Origin of the sequence: Streptomyces sp. NRRL S-118, assembly GCF_000716335.1 — a bacterium.
Classification (GTDB): Bacteria; Actinomycetota; Actinomycetes; order Streptomycetales; family Streptomycetaceae; genus Streptomyces.
The window spans coordinates 55,322-78,142 of sequence record NZ_KL591012.1; the positions used below are offsets into that span (position 1 = coordinate 55,322).

Annotated in this window: 15 protein-coding genes; 11 read left to right on the plus strand and 4 right to left on the minus strand. The window is 71.1% G+C overall.

The features are described 5' to 3' along the window. Nucleotides 1-151 precede the first annotated feature (151 nt). A complete protein-coding gene (hflX, locus tag IH00_RS0120965; protein ID WP_031075827.1) occupies nucleotides 152-1,657 on the plus strand; it encodes a GTPase HflX in 1,506 nt (501 codons plus the stop codon). Between the two features lie 72 nt (nucleotides 1,658-1,729). Here the strand turns inward: hflX and IH00_RS0120970 are convergent, their stop codons facing one another. Together IH00_RS0120970 and IH00_RS0120975 are read right to left on the minus strand one after the other, a co-directional pair. Then, nucleotides 1,730-2,905 carry a trypsin-like serine peptidase gene (locus IH00_RS0120970; protein ID WP_031075830.1) on the minus strand — a complete coding sequence of 392 codons (1,176 nt, stop codon included), beginning with the start codon at nucleotides 2,903-2,905 and terminating at the stop codon, nucleotides 1,730-1,732. Between the two features lie 193 nt (nucleotides 2,906-3,098). Beyond that, entirely contained in the window at nucleotides 3,099-4,274 is a 1,176-nt protein-coding gene (locus IH00_RS0120975) for a trypsin-like serine peptidase (protein ID WP_031075832.1), read from the minus strand. Nucleotides 4,275-4,490: 216 nt separating this feature from the next. Between IH00_RS0120975 and IH00_RS0120980 the strand changes: the two genes are divergently transcribed. The 5 genes from IH00_RS0120980 (at nucleotide 4,491) to IH00_RS0121000 (ending at nucleotide 12,757) form a co-directional block, all read left to right on the plus strand. Beyond that, nucleotides 4,491-5,873: a diaminobutyrate--2-oxoglutarate transaminase family protein gene (locus IH00_RS0120980; protein WP_031075834.1), complete on the plus strand. Its 1,383-nt coding sequence runs from the start codon at nucleotides 4,491-4,493 to the stop codon at nucleotides 5,871-5,873. A gap of 31 nt (nucleotides 5,874-5,904) precedes the next feature. Continuing rightward, on the plus strand, nucleotides 5,905-7,917 hold the full coding sequence (locus IH00_RS0120985) for an IucA/IucC family protein (protein ID WP_031075836.1): 2,013 nt from the start codon (nucleotides 5,905-5,907) through the stop codon (nucleotides 7,915-7,917). Nucleotides 7,918-7,955: 38 nt separating this feature from the next. After that, on the plus strand, nucleotides 7,956-8,708 hold the full coding sequence (locus IH00_RS0120990; protein ID WP_031075839.1) for a GNAT family N-acetyltransferase: 753 nt from the start codon (nucleotides 7,956-7,958) through the stop codon (nucleotides 8,706-8,708). Nucleotides 8,709-8,781: 73 nt separating this feature from the next. Continuing rightward, complete coding sequence (locus IH00_RS0120995) at nucleotides 8,782-10,716, plus strand: IucA/IucC family protein (protein ID WP_031075841.1); 1,935 nt, start codon at nucleotides 8,782-8,784, stop codon at nucleotides 10,714-10,716. A 64-nt stretch (nucleotides 10,717-10,780) separates the two neighbouring features. Then, nucleotides 10,781-12,757 (plus strand): ATP-dependent DNA helicase, encoded by a 1,977-nt coding sequence (locus IH00_RS0121000; protein WP_031075844.1) that lies wholly within the window; start codon nucleotides 10,781-10,783, stop codon nucleotides 12,755-12,757. Between the two features lie 302 nt (nucleotides 12,758-13,059). On the opposite strand, the gene lexA is transcribed toward IH00_RS0121000, so the two are convergent. Next, nucleotides 13,060-13,845: a transcriptional repressor LexA gene (gene lexA, locus IH00_RS0121005; protein ID WP_031075845.1), complete on the minus strand. Its 786-nt coding sequence runs from the start codon at nucleotides 13,843-13,845 to the stop codon at nucleotides 13,060-13,062. A 743-nt stretch (nucleotides 13,846-14,588) separates the two neighbouring features. Between lexA and nrdR the strand changes: the two genes are divergently transcribed. The 3 genes from nrdR to IH00_RS37540 all read left to right on the plus strand — a co-directional run bounded on the left by nrdR (nucleotide 14,589) and on the right by IH00_RS37540 (nucleotide 19,822). After that, a complete protein-coding gene (nrdR, locus tag IH00_RS0121010) occupies nucleotides 14,589-15,101 on the plus strand; it encodes a transcriptional regulator NrdR (RefSeq protein ID WP_031075847.1) in 513 nt (170 codons plus the stop codon). Between the two features lie 159 nt (nucleotides 15,102-15,260). Further along, the gene (locus tag IH00_RS0121015) at nucleotides 15,261-18,158 is read left to right on the plus strand and encodes a vitamin B12-dependent ribonucleotide reductase (RefSeq protein WP_031075849.1); all 2,898 of its coding nucleotides are present in this window, start codon (nucleotides 15,261-15,263) and stop codon (nucleotides 18,156-18,158) included. 914 nt (nucleotides 18,159-19,072) lie between these two features. Further along, entirely contained in the window at nucleotides 19,073-19,822 is a 750-nt protein-coding gene (locus IH00_RS37540) for a hypothetical protein (protein ID WP_052411532.1), read from the plus strand. Nucleotides 19,823-20,035: 213 nt separating this feature from the next. Here IH00_RS37540 and IH00_RS0121030 read toward each other — a convergent pair whose 3' ends face one another. Then, nucleotides 20,036-20,566, minus strand: a complete 531-nt coding sequence (locus tag IH00_RS0121030; protein WP_031075853.1) for a TerD family protein — start codon at nucleotides 20,564-20,566, stop codon at nucleotides 20,036-20,038. A 235-nt stretch (nucleotides 20,567-20,801) separates the two neighbouring features. On the opposite strand from IH00_RS0121030, the gene IH00_RS0121035 reads away from it, so the two are divergent. Next, nucleotides 20,802-21,407: a YdbC family protein gene (locus tag IH00_RS0121035; protein WP_031075856.1), complete on the plus strand. Its 606-nt coding sequence runs from the start codon at nucleotides 20,802-20,804 to the stop codon at nucleotides 21,405-21,407. A 339-nt stretch (nucleotides 21,408-21,746) separates the two neighbouring features. After that, entirely contained in the window at nucleotides 21,747-22,667 is a 921-nt protein-coding gene (locus tag IH00_RS0121040; RefSeq protein ID WP_031075857.1) for an ADP-ribosylglycohydrolase family protein, read from the plus strand. Nucleotides 22,668-22,821 lie beyond the last annotated feature (154 nt).

The following is a 22,821-nucleotide window of genomic DNA, read 5'->3' on the forward strand; positions in this document are numbered from 1 at the left end:
GGCCCGGCGCGCCGTGCGACCATCGAGGGGTCGGCGGCGCTGCCGGGCCCGGGCATGCCGGGGCCCGCCCCCGGGAATGATCCGGGTGAGTCACGCGTTGTGACTGGCGAACCGAGTGTTCCACCGAGTATTTCTTCGACGTAAGGATCCAATGACCTCCTCTTCATCCCCTTCCCAGGACGCACAGAGCTTCGCGGACACCACCCGCACCGAGAGCCTTCGGGCCGATGCCCTGATGGAAGAGGACGTCGCCTGGAGCTACGAGATCGACGGGGAGCGCGACGGCGACCAGTTCGACCGCCACGAGCGCGCGGCGCTGCGGCGTGTGGCGGGCCTCTCCACCGAGCTCGAGGACGTCACCGAGGTCGAGTACCGGCAGCTGCGCCTGGAGCGTGTGGTGCTGGTCGGCGTGTGGACCTCGGGGACCGTGCAGGACGCGGAGAACTCCCTCGCGGAGCTGGCCGCCCTCGCCGAGACGGCGGGCGCGCTGGTGCTCGACGGGGTGATCCAGCGCCGCGACAAGCCGGACCCGGCCACGTACATCGGCTCGGGCAAGGCCAACGAGCTGCGCGACATCGTGCTCGAAACCGGGGCCGACACCGTCGTCTGCGACGGTGAGCTCAGCCCGGGCCAGCTGATCCACCTCGAGGACGTCGTCAAGGTCAAGGTGGTCGACCGCACCGCCCTGATCCTCGACATCTTCGCCCAGCACGCCAAGTCCCGTGAGGGCAAGGCGCAGGTGTCGCTCGCGCAGATGCAGTACATGCTGCCCCGGCTGCGCGGCTGGGGTCAGTCGCTGTCCCGTCAGATGGGTGGCGGCGGCTCCGGTTCCTCCGGCGGCGGTATGGCCACCCGTGGTCCCGGTGAGACCAAGATCGAGACGGACCGGCGGCGGATCCGCGAGAAGATGGCGAAGATGCGCCGGGAGATCGCGGAGATGAAGACGGGCCGCGAGATCAAGCGGCAGGAGCGGCGGCGCAACAAGGTGCCGTCGGTCGCGATCGCCGGATACACCAACGCCGGCAAGTCGTCCCTGCTGAACCGGCTGACGGGCGCGGGCGTCCTGGTGGAGAACGCACTGTTCGCCACCCTCGACCCGACCGTGCGCCGGGCCGAGACGCCGAGCGGCCGCCTGTACACGCTGGCCGACACCGTCGGGTTCGTACGGCATCTGCCGCACCACCTCGTCGAGGCGTTCCGCTCCACCATGGAGGAGGTCGGCGACTCCGACCTGATCCTGCACGTGGTGGACGGATCGCACCCGGCGCCGGAGGAGCAGCTGGCCGCCGTGCGCGAGGTGATCCGCGACGTCGGCGCGACCGACATCCCCGAGATCGTCGTGATCAACAAGGCGGACGCGGCGGACCCGCTGGTGCTGCAGCGGCTGCTGCGCATCGAGAAGCACTCGATCGCGGTGTCCGCGCGGACCGGAAAGGGCATCGACGAGCTGCTCGCGCTGATCGACGCCGAACTCCCGCGGCCGCGCACCCAGGTCGAGGTGCTCCTGCCGTACACGCAGGGCGGGCTGGTCTCGCGGGTGCACGCCGAGGGCGACGTGATCTCCGAGGAGCACACCGCGGAGGGCACCCTGCTCAAGGCCCGGGTGCACGAGGAGCTGGCGGCCTCGCTGGCCCCGTTCGTCCCCGCGGCGCACTGACGGCTCCCCGAGCCGCTCCGGGCAGTCCGAAGGCCCGCCCCCTCTTCCCGAGGGGGCGGGCCTTCGGCTTCGTCACTGGCCGGCGAACTTGTTGCTCATCATCGTGTAGATCTGCTGCGCTCCCGCACCCAGGCGCGGGCCCGCCAGCCAGCCGGCCGTGACCGGGCCGATCGAGGTGTTCGACACCAGCGCCAGCTTGCCGCTGGGGAGCTCACGGAACCAGCCGCCGCCGGAGGAACCACCGGTCATGGTGCAGCCGATCCGCCACATCGTCGGCGTACCGGGGCTGAGCGACAGGCGGCCCGGGCGGTCGACGCACTTGTGCATCAGCGCACCGTCGTAGGGGGCGGCGGCCGGGTAGCCCCAGGCGCCCATCGCCGGGACGCTCTGCGCCTCGGGGGCCTGGAAGTCGACCTCGAGCGCGACCCCGACGGTCTCCTCCAGCGACTTGCCACCGTTCTCCGGCTTCACGTGCATCACGGCGTAGTCGTACGGAGCGCCCTCGCCGCCGGTCGGGCCGCCGTCGGAGATCCACTCGTTGGACGTCGCCACCCAGTCCGCCCAGTACACGCCGTACGGTGCGACCTCCTGCGGCGGCGCGCTCTGCAGCTGCGCCGGGGACTTGCCCAGGTCGTTGTACGCGGGGACGAAGGCGATGTTGCGGTACCAGCCGCCGGCCTGCCCGGCGTGCACACAGTGGCCGGCGGTCCACACCAGGTTGGACTTGCCCGGGTTCTTCGGGTCCTTGATGACGGTGGCCGAGCAGACCATCGAGCCCTCGGGGGCGTCGAAGAACACCTTCCCGACCGGGGCTGCGTTCTCGTGGTACGGCTTCTTCTCGGGCTCGGCCCGGACCGGGCGCGGCTCCGGGTCCGTGACGCCCTGGTCACCGGAGATGCCCCCGGCGGCCATGGTCTTCTGCGGCGACTTGGCGGACTGCATCCGCTCGGGCTTCCACAGCCCCTCGATCACCGGGTTGACGAAGTCCTTGGCCTCACGCAGCCACGTGTCCTTGTCCCAGTTCTTCCACTCGCCGTTCTTCCACTTCTCCGGGTCGACACCGTGCTCCTTGAGCTTGTCGGCCAGGTCCTTCGGAAGCTCGGCACCGCCCTGACCGTCCCCGGCCGCGGAACTCGCGGCGGCCGGCTTGCCGGAGGCGGCGTCCTCGGTGGGGCCACAGGCCGTGGCCGTCAGCGCGAGCGCCGAGGCCAGACCGGTGACGGCCAGCAGTGGACGTATGGATCGCATGAAAAACGACTCCCCCATGAAGGCGCAGGAAGACCTGCGTATTGCCATGAACTTGTCACACAAAACGGCGGTCTTCCGGGACCGCCGCGTGAGGATGCGCCTCACTCTATGCCGGTGGCGCCGGGGCGAGTTGCCACCCGGCACCACCTGCACGGACTCTCCACGCGGAGCGACCACCGGCCGCTGCCGGCGACTACTGCCCCGCGAACTTCTTGCTGACCTCTTCGTACACGCCCTTGGCCTCGGCACCCAGGCGGGGACCCGCCAGCCAGCCGGCCGTGACCGGGCCGATCGAGGTGTTGGACACCAGAGCGGGCTTGCCGTCCTTGCCCTGCGCGACCCAGCCGCCGCCGGACGAACCGCCGGTCATGGTGCAGCCGATCCGGTGCATCGTCGGCTGGCCCGCCTTGATCGACAGCCGGCCCGGCTTGTCCTTGCACTGGAACATCTTCTGACCGTCGAACGGCGGCGCCGCCGGGTAGCCGGTCGCCGTCATGCTCGCGATCTTCTGCGTGGCCGGAGCGGCGAACTCCACCGGCAGCGCCGAACCGACCGTCTCCTCCAGCGACTTGCCGTTGCCGCCCTTCTCCGGGGTCACGTGGATGACCGCGAAGTCGTACGGCGCGCCCTGACCGCCGGTCGTGGCACCCTCGTTGATCCACTGCTCCGACGTCTGCGCCCAGTCACCCCACCACACGCCGTAGGGAGCGACCTCCTCACGCGGCGCCTTCTCCAGCTCGGCGGTCGACTTGCCGCTGTCGTTGTACGACGGCACGAAGGCGATGTTCCGGTACCAGCCGCCGCTCTTGCCGGCGTGGACGCAGTGGCCCGCGGTCCACACCAGGTTGGACTTGCCGGGGTTCGCCGGGTCCTTCACCACGGTCGCCGAGCACACCATCGGCCCCTGCGGCCCGTCGAAGAGGACCTTGCCGGCCTCCGGGACACCGGAGTGGTACGGCGCCGCCACCGGCTGCGCCTCGACCGGCTCCGGCGTCGGGTCCGTCACGCCGTCGTCGCCGGAGATGTCCCCGTCCTCGACCGGCCGCTCGGGCTCCTCCGCCTCGCGCATCCGGTCCGGGTCCCACAGATCCTCGATGATCGGGTTGACGAAGTCCTTGGCCTCACGCAGCCACGTGTCCTTGTCCCAGTTCTTCCACTCGCCGTTCTTCCACTTGTCCAGGTCGATCCCGTGCTCCTTGAGCCGGTCCTTCAGATCCTCGGGGATCGTGATCTTCCCGTCGGCGGACTGGCTGGCCGAAGCGGCGGGGTCGCCGCCCGCGTTGTCCTCGGTCGGGCCGCACGCAGTGGCCGTCAGCGCCAGCGCGGCGGCGACGGATGCTGCGGCGAGCAGCGGACGAATCGGTCGCATGTCGTGATCCCCCTGGGACTTCGTAAAACCAAGCACGTCTTCAACAACGGCACCGGAGTGCGGCCCCCACTATGCCGGTGCCGATGGGGACGGCGTACGGCAGGTCGGCGGTTCCGCCGCACAAGGATCTCCGTCGATGGCCGTGATCCCGGGCAGGCACCGTCGTTGGTACGGACGGGGGACAGGCAACCGCACCAGCCGGGAGGACCCGAAGACGTGGCCGCGACCGAACCAACCACGGTGGCGCCGCCCGCCGCGCACGAAGGCATCCTGCGCCGCCAGTCGCTCCGCGAATCGGCGGCCCGCACCTACGCACGCTCCCTGCCCATCGTGCCCGTACGGGCCCGGGGCCTGACCATCGAGGGCGCCGACGGACGGCGCTACCTCGACTGCCTCTCCGGAGCCGGGACCCTGGCCCTCGGGCACAACCATCCGGTGGTCCTGGAGGCCATCAAGAAGGTCCTCGACTCGGGAGCCCCGCTCCACGTCCTGGACCTCGCCACCCCGGTCAAGGACGCCTTCACCACCGAGCTGTTCGCGACGCTTCCCCGTGAACTCGCCGACGACGCACGGATCCAGTTCTGCGGGCCGGCCGGCACCGACGCGGTCGAGGCCGCGCTGAAGCTGGTCCGTACCGCGACCGGACGCACCGGACTGCTCGCCTTCACCGGCGCCTACCACGGCATGACGGCCGGAGCCCTCGACGCCTCCGGCGGCGCCACCGACGTGCGGGTCACCCGCCTTCCCTACCCCCACGACTACCGCTGTCCCTTCGGCACCGGCGGCGAACGCGGCGCCGAACTCGCCGCCCGCTGGACGGAGCACCTCCTCGACGATCCCAAGGGCGGGGTGCCCGCCCCCGCCGCGATGATCCTCGAACCCGTACAGGGCGAAGGCGGCGTGATCCCCGCACCCGACGACTGGCTGCGGCGCATGCGCCGGATCACCGACGACCGCTCCATCCCCCTCATCGCCGACGAGGTGCAGACGGGCGTCGGCCGCACCGGAGCCTTCTGGGCGGTCGACCACAGCGGTGTCGTCCCCGACGTGATGGTGATGTCCAAGGCCATCGGCGGCTCCCTCCCCCTGGCCGTCATCGTCTACCGGTCCGCACTCGACGCCTGGCAGCCCGGCGCCCACGCGGGCACCTTCCGTGGCAACCAGCTCGCCATGGCGGCCGGGACCGCCACCCTCGCCTTCGTGCGCGAGAACCGGCTCGCCGAGCGCGCGGCGACCCTCGGCGCCCGCATGCTGGGCCGGCTCCAGGGGCTCGCCGCCAGCCACCCCTGCATCGGCGACGTACGCGGCCGGGGCCTGATGATCGGCGTCGAACTCGTCGACCCGGACGCCGACGACGGCACCCGCGACGGCGCCCCGCCCCCGGCCCCTTCCCTCGCGGCCGCCGTCCAGCGGGCCTGCCTCGACCGCGGTCTCATCGTCGAACTCGGCGGCCGCCACTCCGCCGTCGTACGCCTCCTCCCGCCCCTCACCCTCACCGACGAGCAGGCCACGGCGGTCCTCGACCGCTTCGCCGACGCACTGGCCGCCGCCGAACGCAGCCGGCAGCACCACCCCGACCCCACAGGACCGTCCCACTGACCCCGAACACCCTCACCAGAAAGTCCCCTCCGTGAACCCCACCCCCGCACCCGAAGCAGCCGACGCCGACGGCCCGCCCACCCCGACCCCCGCAGGGCACGCGCCCCAGAGCCGAGGCCCCCGCGCGGGCGAATCGACGACCGTGCCGCGCCAGCAGCCGGGCGCGTACGCCGAGCGGTGCACCCCCGCCGCCGCGCCGGGTGAGGACCCCCTGGACGACCCGGACCCCCGGCGCGCGGCGGACGCGGCGACCATCGAGAACCTGCTGCGCTGCTGGGTACGGGAGAAGAACCTGGCGGAACCGGCCGGTGCCACGCTGCGCATTCCGCTCGACGCCAGCGGCACCGCCCTGCTCGTCCCCGTCCACTACTGGTCCCCGACCGGCTGGCACCGCTTCGGGCCGCCCGCCCTCGAAGGCGTACCGCGCAGCGCCCCACCGGCCGACGCGGTGACCGTGGCAGCCCTCATCAGCCGGGAAGCCCACCACACGGCGACCCGCGAGGCGGGCCACGGGCCCGACACGGCACACCCCGGTGAGCCGGCCGCGCACACGGGCGAGGAATCCGATCCGGAACCGGACCACACGCCCCACACCGGCGGAACCGGACACCACGACGGTGCCGACCTCGTCGGCCGCGTCGCCGACTCCGCACGGCGCACCGCCGCGTTCCTCACCCACCGCCGCGGCCGGCCCGCCCCCGCTCCCGAGGCCGATCCGTTCCTCGCGGGTGAGCAGTCCCTCCTGCTCGGCCATCCCCTCCATCCCACGCCCAAGAGCCGCGAGGGACTCTCCGACAGCGAAGCCCGCCTGTACTCGCCCGAGTCGTGCGGCTCCTTCCCGCTGCACTGGATGGCCGTGGACCGCTCCGTCCTCGCCACCGACTCCGCCTGGACCGAACAGGGCCGACCCCTGCCCGCGGAACGGCTCACCGCCCGGCTCGCCCGGGACCTGCGCCTCCCCGAGAACACCGTCGCCCTGCCCCTCCACCCCTGGCAGGCCCGCGACGTACGCCACCGCCCCCAGGTCGACGAGCTCATGACCGCGGGCCTCCTCCGCGACCTGGGCCCGCACGGCGCCCCCTGGTACCCCACCTCCTCCGTCCGCACCGTGCACCAGCCGGGATCCCCGGCCATGCTCAAGCTGTCCCTCGGCGTCCGCATCACGAACTCGCGCCGCGAGAACCTGCGCAAGGAGCTCCACCGGGGCGTCGAGGTGCACCGCCTGATGCGCACCGGTCTCGCCAAGCAGTGGCGGGCCACCCACCCCGGCTTCGACATCGTCCGGGACCCGGCCTGGCTCGCCGTCGACACCCTCTCCGGCGAGCCCGTCCCCGGGCTCGACGTCATGCTCCGTCACAACCCGTTCGGCCCCGGCGACGACGCCGTGTGCATCGCGAGCCTCACCGCACCGCGCCCCTGGCCCGGCAGCGCCCGCATGCAGTCCCGCCTCGCCGCCACCGTCTCCCGGCTCGCCGCCCGCACCGGCCGGCCCACCGGAGCGGTCGCCGCCGAGTGGTTCCTGCGCTACCTCGACCACGTCGTGCGCCCGGTGCTCTGGCTGGACGGCACCGCCGGCGTCGCCCTGGAAGCCCACCAGCAGAACACCCTGGTCATCCTCGACCCGGCCGGCTGGCCCATCGGCGGTCGCTACCGCGACAACCAGGGCTACTACTTCCGTGAGTCCCACCGCGTCGCCCTGGAGAAGCGGCTCCCCGGCATCGGCGCCGACAGCGACACCTTCGTGACGGACGCCGTCACCGACGAGCGCTTCGCCTACTACCTCGGCATCAACAACGTCCTGGGACTGATCGGGGCGTTCGGAGCACAACGCCTCGCCGACGAACGCCTCCTCCTCGCCGCCTTCCGCCAGTTCCTCGGCTCCGCCCGCGCCCTCGGCTCCCCCCTGCCGAGCCGTCTGCTGGAGAGCCCCACCCTGCGCTGCAAGGCCAACCTCCTCACCCGGCTGCACGGCCTGGACGAACTCGTGGGCCCCGTCGACACCCAGTCCGTCTACGTCACCATCGCCAACCCCCTTCACATCTGAACCGATCCCGGTCCACCGAACCGCCGAGAGGAGCGCCCATGCCTCCCACCGATGCGAGCACCGGCACCGGTACCGGCCTCAGCCCCCAGCCCCGGCCGGTACCCGACGGCGCGGGTACGGAAGACACACTGGACATGCGGCTGCCCGACGAGCTCATCGCCCTCCTGGCGGGGGAGGAGCCCCGCCTCGTCGACCCACCGCAGGACATCACCACCGACGGCGATCTCCTCGACGGGGTCGCCGGCTGGGACGCCGCCATCACCTCCGCAGGCGTCTTCCGCCTCGTACCCGTACGCATCGAGCGCGACCTCCCACTGATCAGCCGCTGGATGAACGACCCTGCTGTCGCCGCATTCTGGGAGCTCGCCGGCCCCAGAACCGTCACCGCCGCCCATCTGCGGGCCCAACTCGACGGCGACGGCCGCAGCGTGCCCTGCCTCGGCGTCCTCGACGGCCTGCCCATGAGCTACTTCGAGCTGTACCGGGCCGACCTCGACCCCCTGGCCCGGCACTACCCGGCCCGCCTTCACGACACCGGCGTCCATCTCCTCATCGGGGGCGTCGCCGACCGCGGCCGGGGCCTCGGCACCACCCTGCTGAGAGCCGTGGCCGATCTCGTACTCGACCACCGCCCCAGCTGTTCCCGCGTCATCGCCGAACCCGACCTGCGCAACACCCCCTCCATCTCAGCCTTCATGACCGCCGGTTTCCGCTTCTGCGCGGAACTCGACCTTCCGGACAAAAGAGCCGCCCTCATGATTCGCGACCGCGCCCTGCGACACCTGCTGTGAACAGCCCCTGCCTCCGCCCGTTCGCCTTATGCACACCGCCCGATCCACATCGGTTCCACCCCGAGGAGTCCACGTGCCGAACTCCCCTGCCGTTCCCGACTCCGCGGATCCGTCCGCCCCGTCCCCGTACGCCTCGTTCCCGGCCGACCTGCCGCCGGCCACCCCGCCCGAGCTGACCGCCGCAGCGTGGGAGCGGGCATCGCGCCGCCTGCTCGCCAAGATGATCGGCGAGTTCGCGTACGAGGAGATCATCCGGCCCGTCCGGCAAGCCGCCGCCGCGCCGGCCCCGGCCCGGCCCCCCGCCCCGTCCGCTGCCCCGCCCGCGACCGCCCCCGCCGCTTCCCCCGGGACGGCCCCTGCCGCGCCGGCCCCGGCCGGTGACCCGTACGCGCTCCGGCTCGACGACGGCAGCACCCTCACCTTCACCGCGCGCCGCACCGCGTACGGAAGCTGGCGGGTGGCCCCCGATTCCCTCGCCTGCGACGGGCACCCCTTCACGGACGCCCTCGGCTTCCTCGTGCGCGCCCGGAGCCTGCTCTCCCTCGACGGCGCCACCCTCGGCCACCTGCTGCGGGAGCTGACCACCACGCTCGCCGCCGACACCCGCCTCGACCACACGGCACTCACCGCCGACCGGCTCGCCGATCTCGGCTACGCGGAACTGGAGGGCCACCAGACCGGGCACCCGTGGATCGTCCTCAACAAAGGCCGCATCGGTTTCTCCGCCGGCGACGCCGCCCGCTGGGCACCCGAAGCACGCAGACCGAGCACCCTGCCGTGGATCGCCGTCAGCACCGACCTCGCCGCCTACCGGGGAGTCGCCGGTCTCGAAGGCCCCGAGCAGCTCTACGCCCGCGAACTCGACCCCGCCGTGCACGAGTCGTTCACCACCGTGCTGCGTGACCGTGGCCTCGACCCCGCCGCGTACCTCCTCCTCCCCGTCCACCCATGGCAGTGGGACGAGGTGCTCCTGCCCCTTTACGCACCGGCGATCGCACGCAACCGGATCGTGCCCCTCGGCACCGACAACGACCTGCGGCTTCCCCAGCAGTCCGTCCGCACCTTCCTCAACACCAGCCACCCGGACCGCCACACGGTCAAGCTGCCGCTGTCCGTCCTCAACACCCTCGTCTGGCGCGGTCTGCCCACCACCCGCACCCTCGCGGCCCCGGCCGTCACCGCCTGGGTGCACGCACTGCGCGACCACGATCCGTTCCTGCGGGACGAGTGCGGGGTGATCCTGCTCGGCGAAGTCGCCTCCGTCACCGTCGAGCACCCCCTGTACGACCACCTGCCCGAGGTCCCGTACCAGTACAAGGAGCTCCTCGGGGCGATCTGGCGCGAGCCTCTCCGGCTCCCGCCCGGGGAGCGCGCCCGCACCCTCGCCTCCCTGCTCCACACCGATCCGCACGGCCGCGCCTTCACCGCCGAGCTCGTGGCCAGGTCGGGGCTCGCCCCCGCGGTCTGGCTCCAGCACCTCTTCGCGGCTCTGCTGCCGCCGCTGATCCACTTCCTCCACCGCTACGGCACCGTGTTCTCCCCGCACGGCGAGAACGCCATCGTCGTCTTCGACGACCGGGACGTGCCCGTACGGCTGGCGATCAAGGACTTCGTCGACGACATCAACGTCAGCGCGCACCCGCTGCCGGAGCACGCGACGATGCCCGACGAGGTACGGACCATCCTGCTCACCGAGGACCCCGGCTTCCTCACCCAGTTCATCCACTCCGGTCTCTTCATCGGCGTCTTCCGCTACCTCGCCCCCCTGTGCGAGGAGCAACTGGGCGTCCCGGAGCGTGACTTCTGGTCACTCGTACGGGCGGAGATCCTCAGGTACCAGACCCGCTTCCCCGAGCTGAAGGACCGTTTCGAGCTCTTCGACCTGCTCACGCCCCGCATCGAGCGGCTGTGCCTCAACCGCAACCGGCTGCACCTCGACGGCTACCGGGACCGCCCGGAGCGCCCGCACGCGGCCGTCCACGGCACGGTCCCCAATCCGCTGGCGTGATCCCGGTCCTCCTGGTGATCGGCGGGACCGGAATGTCAGTGCCGCACCGTAGGGTGGACGGGCTATGACGAAGCCATCCCTCCCCGATCTCCTCCACGCCGCCGTCACCGCCGTCGGCGGCGTGGAGCGGCCAGGCCAGGTCACCATGGCCGAGGCCGTCGCCCAGGCCATCGACGACGGCTCCCACCTGCTCGTCCAGGCCGGCACCGGCACCGGAAAGTCCCTGGGCTACCTGGTGCCCGCTCTGGCGCACGGGGACCGGGTCGTGGTGGCCACCGCGACCCTGGCCCTCCAGCGGCAGCTGGTCGAGCGGGACCTGCCGCGCACGGTCGAGGCGCTGCACCCGCAGCTTCGGCGGCGCCCGGAGTTCGCCATGCTCAAGGGGCGGTCGAACTACCTGTGCCTGCACCGCCTGCACGAGGGCGTCCCGCAGGACGACGAGGACGGTCTCTTCGACGCCTTCGAGGCCGCGGCGCCCACCAGCAAGCTGGGCAAGGACCTCCTCCGGCTGCGGGACTGGTCGGACGAGACCGAGACCGGTGACCGGGACGATCTGACACCGGGCGTCTCCGACCGGGCCTGGGCCCAGGTGTCGGTCTCCTCGCGGGAGTGCCTGGGCGCGTCGAAGTGCGCGTACGGCGCGGAGTGCTTCGCCGAGGCCGCCCGCGAGCGCGCCAAGCTCGCCGAGGTCGTGGTGACCAACCACGCCCTGCTCGCGATCGACGCGATCGAGGGCGCCCCGGTGCTGCCGCAGCACGAGGTGCTGATCGTCGACGAGGCCCATGAGCTGGTGTCCCGGGTCACCGGCGTCGCCACCGGCGAACTCACCCCCGGCCAGGTCAACCGTGCCGTGCGCCGAGCCGTCAAGCTCGTCGACGAGAAGGTCGCGGACCAGTTGCAGACGGCCGCCGAGGGCTTCGAGCGGCTGATGGAGCTGGCACTCCCGGGACGCCTCGAGGAGATCCCGGAGGACCTCGCGTATGCCCTGATGGCGCTGCGTGACGCGGCCCGTGCCGTCATCTCGGCACTCGGCTCGACGCGTGACCGGTCCGTGCAGGACGAGGACGCGGTCCGCAAGCAGGCCCTGGCCTCCGTCGAGACCATCCACGACGTGGCCGAGCGCATCACCAACGGTTCCGAGTACGACGTCGTCTGGTACGAGCGCCATGACCGTTTCGGGGCCTCCCTGCGTGTCGCGCCGCTGTCCGTGTCGGGGCTGCTGCGGGAGAAGCTGTTCTCGGACCGGTCGGTCGTCCTCACATCGGCGACGCTCAAGCTGGGCGGTGACTTCAACGGGGTGGGTGCGTCCCTCGGGCTGGCTCCGGAGGGCACGGAGGGCGAGGACGTACCGGTCTGGAAGGGCATCGACGTCGGCTCACCCTTCGACTATCCGAAGCAGGGCATCCTGTACGTCGCGCGACACCTGGCCACTCCGGGGCGCGAGGGCAGCCGTACCGACATGATGGACGAGCTCGCCGAGCTGGTGGAGGCCGCCGGCGGCCGCACCCTCGGACTGTTCTCCTCCATGAGGGCGGCCCAGGCGGCCGCCGAGGAACTGCGCGGCCGGCTCGACAAGCCGATCCTGCTGCAGGGCGAGGACACCCTCGGCGAATTGATCAAGACCTTCGCCGGCGACCCGGAGACCTGTCTGTTCGGCACCCTGTCCCTGTGGCAGGGCGTGGATGTGCCGGGTCCGAACTGCCAGCTCGTGGTCATGGACCGCATCCCGTTCCCGCGTCCGGACGACCCGCTGATGAGTGCGCGCCAGAAGGCGGTGGAGGAGGCCGGGGGCAACGGCTTCATGGCCGTGGCCGCCACCCATGCCGCTCTTCTCATGGCGCAGGGGGCCGGCCGCCTGGTGCGGGCGTCGGGGGACCGGGGCGTGGTGGCCGTGCTGGACCCGCGCCTGGCCACCGCCCGGTACGGCAGCTACTTGCGGGCCTCGCTGCCGGACTTCTGGTACACCACGGACCGCAACCAGGTGCGGCGCTCGCTCGCCGCGATCGACGCCGCCGCGAAGGCGAAGGCGGACGGCGCCTGATCGGGCCGGTCTGTCCGGGGCCGTGCCACCGCGCGGGGGCGTGACTCGTGCAGCGCGGCGTGTGCCGGACCGGAGGCGTGGCTTGTGCAGTGGGGCGTGTGCCGGCCCGGATGCCGTGGCGCTGGACCTCGTGGGGCTGTCAGCCCCTGCCGGAGGCGCCGCGGGGGCGAGAAGGCCGCACAGGGTGGCTGGCGCGTGCGGGCGGCGCGCCTCCGCCGGACAGGGGCAGGGCGCGCGGACATAGCTGGACCCCGGGACCGGCGCAGTGGGTCCCGGGGCCGTCAGGGGGCGGCGGGGAGAAGTCAGACCCGCCGCAGTACCGCCACGACCTTGCCGAGGATCGTGGCCTCGTCACCGGGGATCGGCTGGTACGCCGCGTTGTGCGGGAGCAGCCATACGTGGCCGTCCTCCCGCTTGAAGCGCTTGACCGTGGCCTCGCCGTCCAGCATGGCGGCCACGATGTCGCCGTTCTCCGCGACCGGCTGACGACGTACGGTCACCCAGTCGCCGTCGCAGATGGCGGCTTCGATCATCGAGTCACCGACGACCTTCAGGACGAAGAGCTCACCGTCACCGACGAGCTGGCGGGGCAGGGGGAAGACGTCCTCCACGGACTCCTCCGCCAGGATCGGCCCACCGGCGGCGATCCGTCCGACCAGGGGGACGTACGACGCGGCGGGCTTGCCGGTCGTGTCCGTCGGCTGGGTACTGGGCTGGTCCGAACCCCGGACCTCGTACGCCCTCGGGCGGTGCGGGTCGCGGCGAAGGAAGCCCTTGCGCTCCAGAGCCATCAGCTGGTGGGCGACGGACGACGTGCTGGAGAGCCCGACCGCCTGGCCGATCTCCCGCATCGACGGCGGGTACCCGCGCCGCTGCACCGAGTCGCGGATGACCTCGATGACGCGCCTCTGCCGGTCCGTGAGTCCGGAGCTGTCCGCCCGGATGCCGGGAGGTCGGCCGGGCAGTGAGCGCGAGGGCTTGGGCCCCTCGGCGTTCGTGATCGCGTCATTCATGGCATGTACCGGCTCGAGTCGGCTCTGGGAGCGGTCCTGGGCAGTGATGGTGGCACTGTCTGCGGTGGTGGTCACGTCGGCCCCTCTCGAATGGTCTCCCTAGCCGGACAACGGTAGTAGCTTTCGAAAGGTTGCGCCAAACACACGTTCGAGTGAAAAATCGCGGAATGGCTTACCTGTGCGTGTGACGAGGTGTATGTACGACCCTTCGTGCCCTCGTGGACCCTCGGTGCGGTGGCATTTCGGGCCATCAAGGTAACCCTCGCCGCCGGCGCCCGGTGAGGCGGGGGCGAGGGCACCCAGTCTGTCATCCGGTGACCCCGGATCCTGGGCGCCGCGCCCGTCCCGTAGGCTCGTTGCCGCCGCCGCTGGTGACCTGTCCGGTCACGCAGCGTGTCCGGCGTCCCTCGTCCGGCGCCCGCGACCCCGCCGTCCGGGCTTTCCGGTCTCCCGGCCCGTACTACGGGCCACCCGTGCGCTCCTCGGGGTGCACGGTGCCGCCCGGCCGGGCGGCACCCGCCCGGTCGTGCGGGAGGCGCGCCGGTTTTCCGTGCGCTGCGGTTCGAATCGTTGTGCGCGGGCATGCGTCGATTCTGGTTCCATGTCGGTTCGGTACGTGCCCGGCCCGCGACACGCGGTAGGCGTGGATTGACCGACCGGACCCCAGATCTAGTGGTTGTATTGCCTCGGCCACCCAGAAGTTGTGGTCCCCGGGTCCTTCGGGGGCGCGGCGATCGCCTATGCTTATGGCTGCTTCGAGGGGCCCGACGGGCCTTGGCGAGGCTATTCAGTCGTGCTGTGAAGGAGGGAGGGGAGCCATGCACTGCCCCTTCTGCAGGCACCCCGACAGCCGCGTCGTCGACAGTCGCACCACCGACGACGGGACGTCCATCCGGCGCCGCCGCCAGTGTCCCGACTGCTCCCGCCGTTTCACCACGGTGGAGACGTGCTCACTGATGGTGATCAAGCGCAGCGGGGTGACCGAGCCCTTCAGCCGCACCAAGGTCATCAACGGTGTCCGCAAGGCATGCCAGGGGCGACCCGTCACCGAGGACGCCCTGGCCCAGCTCGGCCAGCGGGTCGAGGAGGCGGTGCGTGCCACCGGCAGCGCGGAGCTGACCACCCACGACGTCGGACTGGCCATACTGGGCCCGCTGCAGGAGCTCGACCTCGTCGCGTACCTGCGCTTCGCGTCCGTGTACCGCGCGTTCGACTCGCTCGAAGACTTCGAGGCCGCCATCGCGGAGCTCCGCGAACAGCGGCCACCCGCGGACGAGCGCGGGCCCGGTGCGACCCCGGAGGTCCCGGTGCCCGCGAGCGCCGTCGACTGATCGCCCCGTCCGGCGAGCGGTGGCGATACGCATCGATCGGTAGATCGGCAAACGACCTGTCGCAGGAGCTGTGCGTGGCTCCTGTGACAACAGACAAAGACTGTGCCTTGGGAAGATCTGGGCACTTCAGGGCGTTTTTGCCCACATATGGGAGGCGGCATGACAGAGACGACGAGCGGCCCGGCACGAGGCGCCCGCGCCAAGGGAGCCAAGGTGAACAAGGGCCTGCGTATCGAGCGCATCCACACGACCCCCGGCGTGCACCCGTACGACGAGGTCACCTGGGAGCGCCGTGACGTCGTCATGACCAACTGGCGCGACGGCTCGGTCAACTTCGAGCAGCGTGGCGTCGAGTTCCCCGACTTCTGGTCGGTGAACGCGGTCAACATCGTCACCAGCAAGTACTTCCGCGGGGCCGTCGGCACCCCGCAGCGCGAGACCGGTCTCAAGCAGCTGATCGACCGGATCGTGAAGACGTACCGCAAGGCCGGGGAGGACTACAACTACTTCGCCTCGCCCGCCGACGCCGAGATCTTCGAGCACGAACTGGCCTACGCCCTCCTGCACCAGATCTTCAGCTTCAACTCCCCGGTGTGGTTCAACGTCGGCACGCCGCAGCCCCAGCAGGTCTCCGCCTGCTTCATCCTGTCCGTCGACGACTCCATGGAGTCGATCCTCGACTGGTACAAGGAAGAGGGCATGATCTTCAAGGGCGGCTCGGGCGCCGGCCTGAACCTCTCCCGCATCCGCTCCTCCAAGGAGCTGCTCTCCTCCGGCGGCAACGCCTCCGGCCCGGTCTCCTTCATGCGTGGTGCCGACGCCTCCGCCGGAACGATCAAGTCCGGCGGTGCCACCCGCCGCGCGGCCAAGATGGTCATCCTCGACGTCGACCACCCCGACATCGAGGACTTCATCGAGACCAAGGTCAAGGAGGAGGAGAAGATCCGCGCCCTCCGCGACGCGGGCTTCGACATGGACCTGGGCGGCGACGACATCACGTCCGTCCAGTACCAGAACGCCAACAACTCCGTCCGCGTGAACGACGAGTTCATGAAGGCCGTGGAGTCCGGCGGCAAGTTCGGCCTGCGCGCCCGCATGACCGGTGAGGTCATCGAGGAGGTCGACGCCAAGGCGCTCTTCCGCAAGATGGCCGAGGCCGCCTGGGCCTGCGCCGACCCCGGCATCCAGTACGACGACACGATCAACCACTGGCACACGTGCCCGGAGTCGGGCCGCATCAACGGCTCGAACCCGTGCAGCGAGTACATGCACCTGGACAACACCTCGTGCAACCTGGCCTCGCTGAACCTGATGAAGTTCCTCAAGGACGACGGCAAGGGCCGCCAGTCGTTCGAGTCCGAGCGCTTCGCCAAGGTCGTCGAGCTGGTCATCACCGCGATGGACATCTCCATCTGCTTCGCGGACTTCCCGACCCAGAAGATCGGCGAGAACACCCGCGCCTTCCGCCAGCTGGGCATCGGCTACGCCAACCTCGGCGCCCTGCTGATGGCCACGGGCCACGCGTACGACTCCGACGGCGGCCGCGCGCTGGCCGGTGCCATCACCTCGCTGATGACGGCCACCTCCTACCGCCGCTCCGCCGAGCTGGCCGCGGTCGTCGGCCCGTACGACGGCTACGCCCTCAACGCGGAGCCGCACAAGCGCGTCATGAAGCAGCACGCCGACGCCAACGCCAAGGCCGTCCGCATGGACGACCTGGACACCCCGATCTGGGCCGCCGCGACGGAGGCCTGGCAGGACGTGGTCCGCCTCGGCGAGAAGAACGGTTTCCGCAACAGCCAGGCGTCCGTCATCGCCCCGACCGGCACCATCGGTCTGGCGATGTCCTGCGACACCACCGGCCTGGAGCCCGACCTCGCCCTGGTCAAGTTCAAGAAGCTGGTCGGCGGCGGCTCCATGCAGATCGTCAACGGCACGGTCCCGCAGGCCCTGCGCCGCCTGGGTTACCAGGAGGAGCAGATCGAGGCGATCGTCGCGCACATCGCCGAGCACGGCAACGTGATCGACGCCCCCGGCCTCAAGCAGGAGCACTACGAGGTCTTCGACTGCGCCATGGGCGAGCGTTCCATCTCCGCGATGGGCCACGTCCGGATGATGGCCGCCATCCAGCCCTGGATCTCCGGCGCGCTCTCCAAGACGGTCAACCTCCCCGAGACGGCCACCGTCGAGGACGTGGAGGAGGTCTACTTCGAGGCGTGGAAGATGGGCGTCAAGGCGCTCGCCATCTACCGCGACAACTGCAAGGTCGGCCAGCCCCTCTCCGCGAAGAAGAAGGAGCAGGAGAAGGCGGAGGTCACCGAGAAGGCCGAGGAGACGATCCGCGCGGCGGTCGAGAAGGTCGTCGAGTACCGTCCCGTCCGCAAGCGCCTCCCCAAGGGCCGTCCCGGCATCACCACCTCCTTCACGGTGGGCGGCGCCGAGGGCTACATGACCGCCAACTCCTACCCGGACGACGGTCTCGGCGAGGTCTTCCTGAAGATGTCCAAGCAGGGTTCGACGCTCGCCGGCATGATGGACGCCTTCTCCATCGCCGTCTCGGTCGGTCTGCAGTACGGCGTGCCCCTGGAGACGTACGTCTCGAAGTTCACCAACATGCGCTTCGAGCCGGCCGGCATGACGGACGATCCGGACGTGCGGATGGCGCAGTCGATCGTCGACTACATCTTCCGCCGCCTGGCGCTGGACTTCCTGCCCTTCGAGACGCGCTCGGCGCTCGGCATCCACTCGGCCGAGGAGCGGCAGCGCCACCTGGAGACCGGTTCGTACGAGCAGTCCGTCGACGATGTCGAGGTGGACGTCGAGGGTCTCGCCCAGTCGGCGCCCCGCCAGCAGGAGACGCCCAAGGCGGTCGCGGCCACGCCGGCGAAGGCCGAGGTCCCCGCCCCGAAGCAGGCCCACACCTCGGCGGAGCTCGTCGAGATGCAGCTCGGCATCAGCGCGGACGCCCCGCTGTGCTTCTCCTGCGGTACGAAGATGCAGCGGGCCGGCTCCTGCTACATCTGCGAGGGCTGCGGCTCCACCAGCGGCTGCAGCTGATACCGGGCGGAATTGCGTCGGATGCGACATCCGGCGTAGCTGAACCCGAAGCGTGATCTCCGTGAGGGAGGGGCGTCAGTCCTGTGCTGACGCCCCTCCCTCACCGCGGTCTGTACACCACGACTGCGTTCGGGGAGCGCGTGTCGCGCCGAAGGCGCGAGAAGAGGTCGTTCCGGGGCGCAAGCCTCCTGGCGGACGGGGTCGTGCATCTCGACCCTGAGCCGGCGGTCCTCCAGGACCGGCTGGTCGCCGCCGATCCGGAAGCGGCCGGTGCGCTCGCCGGGGCCTCGCTGACGGCCGCAGCCGCATCTGGGTGGAGGATGCGGCCATCGCCTTGATCGATGAGGCGGAGCTGCCGCGCTTCGTGCAGCGCCGCTTCACCATCGGCTACTGAAAGCCACAGCCAGCGTTCCCGTGGGGGATCGCATCAACTCCCCCACGGGCCAGGGCGACGACCGTCTGAGCCGGCCCGGCTGGTCGGCCTTCCAGTGTCGTCAGCCCGGCATGGACCCGGCCGACCCATCACCAACTGGCCGAAGCACCCCACACCCGAGCCGCCCTCACCGGCACCGACCGCGGCGAGCCCTGGCTCTTCCCCGGCCGCCCCATCTCGCAGACCGGCCTCAGCTCGAGACTCCTGTCCCAAGGCATCGACACCCGGCCTGCCCGGAACGCGGCCTGGTCGCGCTCGCCGGTGACCTTCCCGCACCGGTCCTTGCCAGCGTCCTCGGCCTCCGTCTCAACACCGCCGTCCGCCGGTCAGGTTCGCCAGGACCTCCTGGGCCTGCTACCACGCCGCCCGAGCCCACGGCGTGCGGAGGCATCCGGGCAAGGTGGTCCAGGACGGAGTCGCCCGTCTCCTTTCGAGCAGAAACACGCAGGACAACTGCCACTGACTCCGGGACCATCAACCAATGACCACAGAACCGCATCTGCTGTCCCTCCGCGTCGTCGTGCCACCGCTGGGAAGCCGACACGGCGCCGTGGAATGCCGACCGATCATCAACGGACGAGACATCCTGGCCGACGTGTTCGATGAGGGGCCGGCAGGTGACCCTCGGTATCTGTTGGGGTCGGATGCGCCGCTTCACGCGACAGATACCCCCCGCGAGGTTCGGCTTGCCGAGGCCGAATGCACGGAAGGATGCTGCGGCGCTCTCTACGTGACCATCAAGCGCGAGGGGCAACACGTGATGTGGAGCGGCTGGCGCAACCCGGATGATGACGATGTCGATCTCCCAGAGCTTCGATTCGACGTCGATCAGTACGAGGTGGAGGTCCGCCGGGCCTCGACGGACCACAGCTGGGAGTGGCCGGCCCGAACAGTCGCCAGGCTTCTGGAGGAAAGGCTCCGGGAGCGAGTCGACTGGCTGACGACCTGGGAATGCGAACTGGGAGCCGTCTCAGCTTGGCACTGGGAACCTGACCGGATCAGCGTCTTCCTGTTCCACCCCGGCCGTTCCGCGATCAGGGAAGACCGTCCCTGGCTTCAGTTCAGAATGACCCTCCCGGTCTCCGGAGATGACCCGGGTGACCAGGCAGAGCACCTTGAGGCGCGTCTCACGGCCGAGGATCCCCGCGAGGTCGCGGAGGTTTGCGGCGGTTCGAAGGACTCTGCTGATCGGCTCGGCTACCCCTGGCCAGGCCCCCGACGACACGCATGAAACGCGAGCGAGGCGAGGAACACGCCGAATCCCAGGGCCTGGGGGACTTGGGGACTGAGCCCCTGGGCTGCCCCTGGGTCTGCCCCCGCGGGCTTGAGCTCCCTGGGACCCTGAGCCCCTTGGTCGCTGAGCTCTGAATGCCCGCGGGGCGTGGTGCCGGTGGAATGCCGGGTCCACGCCCCGCGGGCCGTCTGCATGCGTGTGCGGTACGGATCAGTCCTGGCGGGCACCCATCAGGCTCGTGAAGGCCTGCGGGTCGGCGTCGAAGCCGCGGACCGTGCGGCGGTACTCCCAGCCGCCCGCTCCGTCCCGTACGAACTCGACGACGGTCGCGGCGGTCGCCTCCTGGACATCGTGGAAATCGTGTCCCTCCAGGTCCCGGTAACCCTGCCGGACGAGCACGTGCGCTCCGGACACGTCGGCGAAGGTGACGCGGCCACCGCCCTGCTGTATGGCCACACCCACGACCACGCGCGTGTACACCGGGGCGAGCCGGAACAGCTCGAGCGTCATCAGCTCGTCGGCCCCGAAGCCCTGCCCCGTCCTGCTGTCCCTGTTGAGCGTGATCGTGCCGTCCGGGGAACGGCTGCCGAAGTGCACCAGATAGGCCGGCTCCCCATGGGGGTCGTCCTCGCCGTAGACCGCGGCGATGATGTCGAGATCGTGGTCCGGTGCGCCGGCGGGGCTCGGGTCCCACTTGAGCGTCACCTCGACCTTGTCGACCCCCTTGTTGACATTGCTCACCGGATTCCCCTCTCTCGTCGGACAAGGCCAACTCCCCGTGGCCCCGGCTCCTTCGACATGGTGTCACGGGCTCCGGCGCGGATCATGTGGTTGTGGATGAGCGCGCGGGTCCGGTGGTGGATGGGCGTGCCGATACGGGTGCGGCGGGTGCCGATGCGGTGCCGTCCGCTTCCCGCGGGAGTCCGGCCTGCCGGAGCGTGACCCGCGCCACGTTCCCCGGCCGTACGATGGCGCGGTGCTGGTCAAGTGGATTCGCTGCACCGTGGTGGACCGCCGTGGGTTCGAGCGGGGGCAGCGGAAGTGGGCGGGGCTGCTCGGTGAGCCGGGGTTCCGGGGACAGGGCGGCGGCTGGAGCCGCTCCCGCCCCGGAGTGGCCCACGTCTTCTCCTTCTGGGAGAGCCGTGCCTTCTACGACTCGTTCATGGCGCGATCGCACGACCGGCTGGCGGCCTCCCAGTCGGGTACGTACAAGAACCTGCAGGCCAAGCTGTTCGACCACCGCTTCGACGTGAAGCTCGGCTTCGAGCCGCGGTTCACCGACGCCGATGTGGTCCGGGTCGCGCACAGCAGGGTCCACGAGGAGCGGGTCGAGCACTTCGCCCTGATGCAGGAGAAGGTCTGGAACCCGGCCATGGCCGGATCGCCCGGGATGCTGCGCGGGCTGTTCGGCGAGGCGCCGGGCAACGAGTTCCTGGTGCTGTCGATGTGGAAGTCGGCGGCCGAGCACGGCAAGTACCGCACAGAGCGGGTGGAGCGCCTGGCGTTGCGCGCGCAGATCGAGGCGGACGTGGCGGCGCTGACGGGGGACGTCGTGGACCTGGAGCCGGCCTGGACGGTGTGAGGGCCGTCGCCCCGGCCGACGGGCGGACAGCCCAGCGGCCCGTCGGGCGTCCGCCCCCGGGCTTCCGAGGCGTCGCGCCTATCGGGGCTGCGGGCCCCGTCACTTCCGCGACCCGGACACATCCGCGACCCGGACACTTCCGGGCCCGGGCACTTCCGCGACCCGGGCACTTCCGGGCCCGGGCGCTTCCAGGAAACCAGGCCCGCGACGCTCCGGTACGTCCGGGATTCCCGCCTCGCGAGGGAGACGGCTCCGGGCCTGCGGGGCACGCCGCACCACCCGTGCGAGCATCGACGGACCCCGGAACCGCCGGGCATCACCGGATAGAGTGGCAGTGCGATGACCGCTGACTCCTCTCTCGACTCGCTCGACGGGCGCTTCCGACGCGCCCTGGCCAGCCTGCGCGGCCTGGCTGTGGGAGACGCCCTGGGCTCCCAGTTCTTCGTCCCCGTCCACTACCCCCTGCTGAAGCGGCGTGAGCTCCCGCCCGGCCTCTGGCAGTGGACCGACGACACCGAGATGGCCTGTTCGGTGCTCGCCGTGCTCGCCGAGCACGGCCGGATCGACCAGGACGCGCTCGCTCGTTCCTTCGCCGTGCACCATGACTTCGACCGTGGCTACGGCCCCGCCGTCAACCGGATGCTCCGGCTGATCCGGGAAGGGGGCGACTGGCGCGAGCTGGCCGCCGGTCTCTTCAAGGGCCAGGGTTCCTGGGGCAACGGCGCAGCCATGCGGATCGCCCCGCTCGGGGCCTGGTACGCCGACGACCCCGAGCAGGCCACGCACCAGGCGGAGATCTCCTCGTACACCACCCACCAGCACCGCGAGGCCGTGGTGGGCTGCATGGCGGTGGCCGCCGCCGCCGCGCTCGCGGCCGCTCCGGACGGGCCTCCCAAGCCCGAGGAGCTCCTCGACGGCGTCATCGCGCTGGTGCCGCGCAGCGCGGTGGGCGCGGGCCTGCGCCGGGCCCGCGACATGCTGGACTACGGCGACGCCGGGACCGTGGCCGCGGTGCTCGGCTGCGGCCGGCGTACCAGCGCGCACGACACGGTGCCGTTCGCCCTGTGGTCGGCGGCGCGTGCCCTGGGCGACTTCGAGCATGCCTTCTGGACGACCGCCCAGGTGGGCGGCGACGTCGACACGACCTGCGCCATCGCCGGGGGAGTGGTGGCCGCTACGGAGGGTGGGGCGCCGCCCGCGCAGTGGCTGGCGCGGACGGAGGAGCTTCCCGACTGGCTGCCCTCCGGCCCGACGGGCTGAGGCCGCGCTCGACACCCGGCCGCCGGGCCGACGGTCGAAGCCTGACGGCCGGCGGGCGGATGCCTGCCGGCCTGCCGGCCTGCCGGTGTACCGCGTACCGCGTACCGGCCCAGTGTCACGGTCCTGCCACAGCACCGGGCCGCCCCGCGGTGGA

Excerpts from the sequence above, each read along its gene's own strand:
- IH00_RS0120990 (WP_031075839.1), top strand. The coding sequence starts at position 7,956 with ATGCCTCCCACCGATGCGAGCACCGGCACCGGTACCGGCCTCAGCCCC.
- IH00_RS0121000 (WP_031075844.1), top strand. The coding sequence starts at position 10,781 with ATGACGAAGCCATCCCTCCCCGATCTCCTCCACGCCGCCGTCACCGCC.
- IH00_RS0120975 (WP_031075832.1), bottom strand. The coding sequence starts at position 4,274 with ATGCGACCGATTCGTCCGCTGCTCGCCGCAGCATCCGTCGCCGCCGCG.
- nrdR (WP_031075847.1), top strand. The coding sequence starts at position 14,589 with ATGCACTGCCCCTTCTGCAGGCACCCCGACAGCCGCGTCGTCGACAGT.
- IH00_RS0120970 (WP_031075830.1), bottom strand. The coding sequence starts at position 2,905 with ATGCGATCCATACGTCCACTGCTGGCCGTCACCGGTCTGGCCTCGGCG.
- IH00_RS0121015 (WP_031075849.1), top strand. The coding sequence starts at position 15,261 with ATGACAGAGACGACGAGCGGCCCGGCACGAGGCGCCCGCGCCAAGGGA.
- IH00_RS37540 (WP_052411532.1), top strand. The coding sequence starts at position 19,073 with ATGACCACAGAACCGCATCTGCTGTCCCTCCGCGTCGTCGTGCCACCG.
- hflX (WP_031075827.1), top strand. The coding sequence starts at position 152 with ATGACCTCCTCTTCATCCCCTTCCCAGGACGCACAGAGCTTCGCGGAC.
- IH00_RS0121040 (WP_031075857.1), top strand. The coding sequence starts at position 21,747 with ATGACCGCTGACTCCTCTCTCGACTCGCTCGACGGGCGCTTCCGACGC.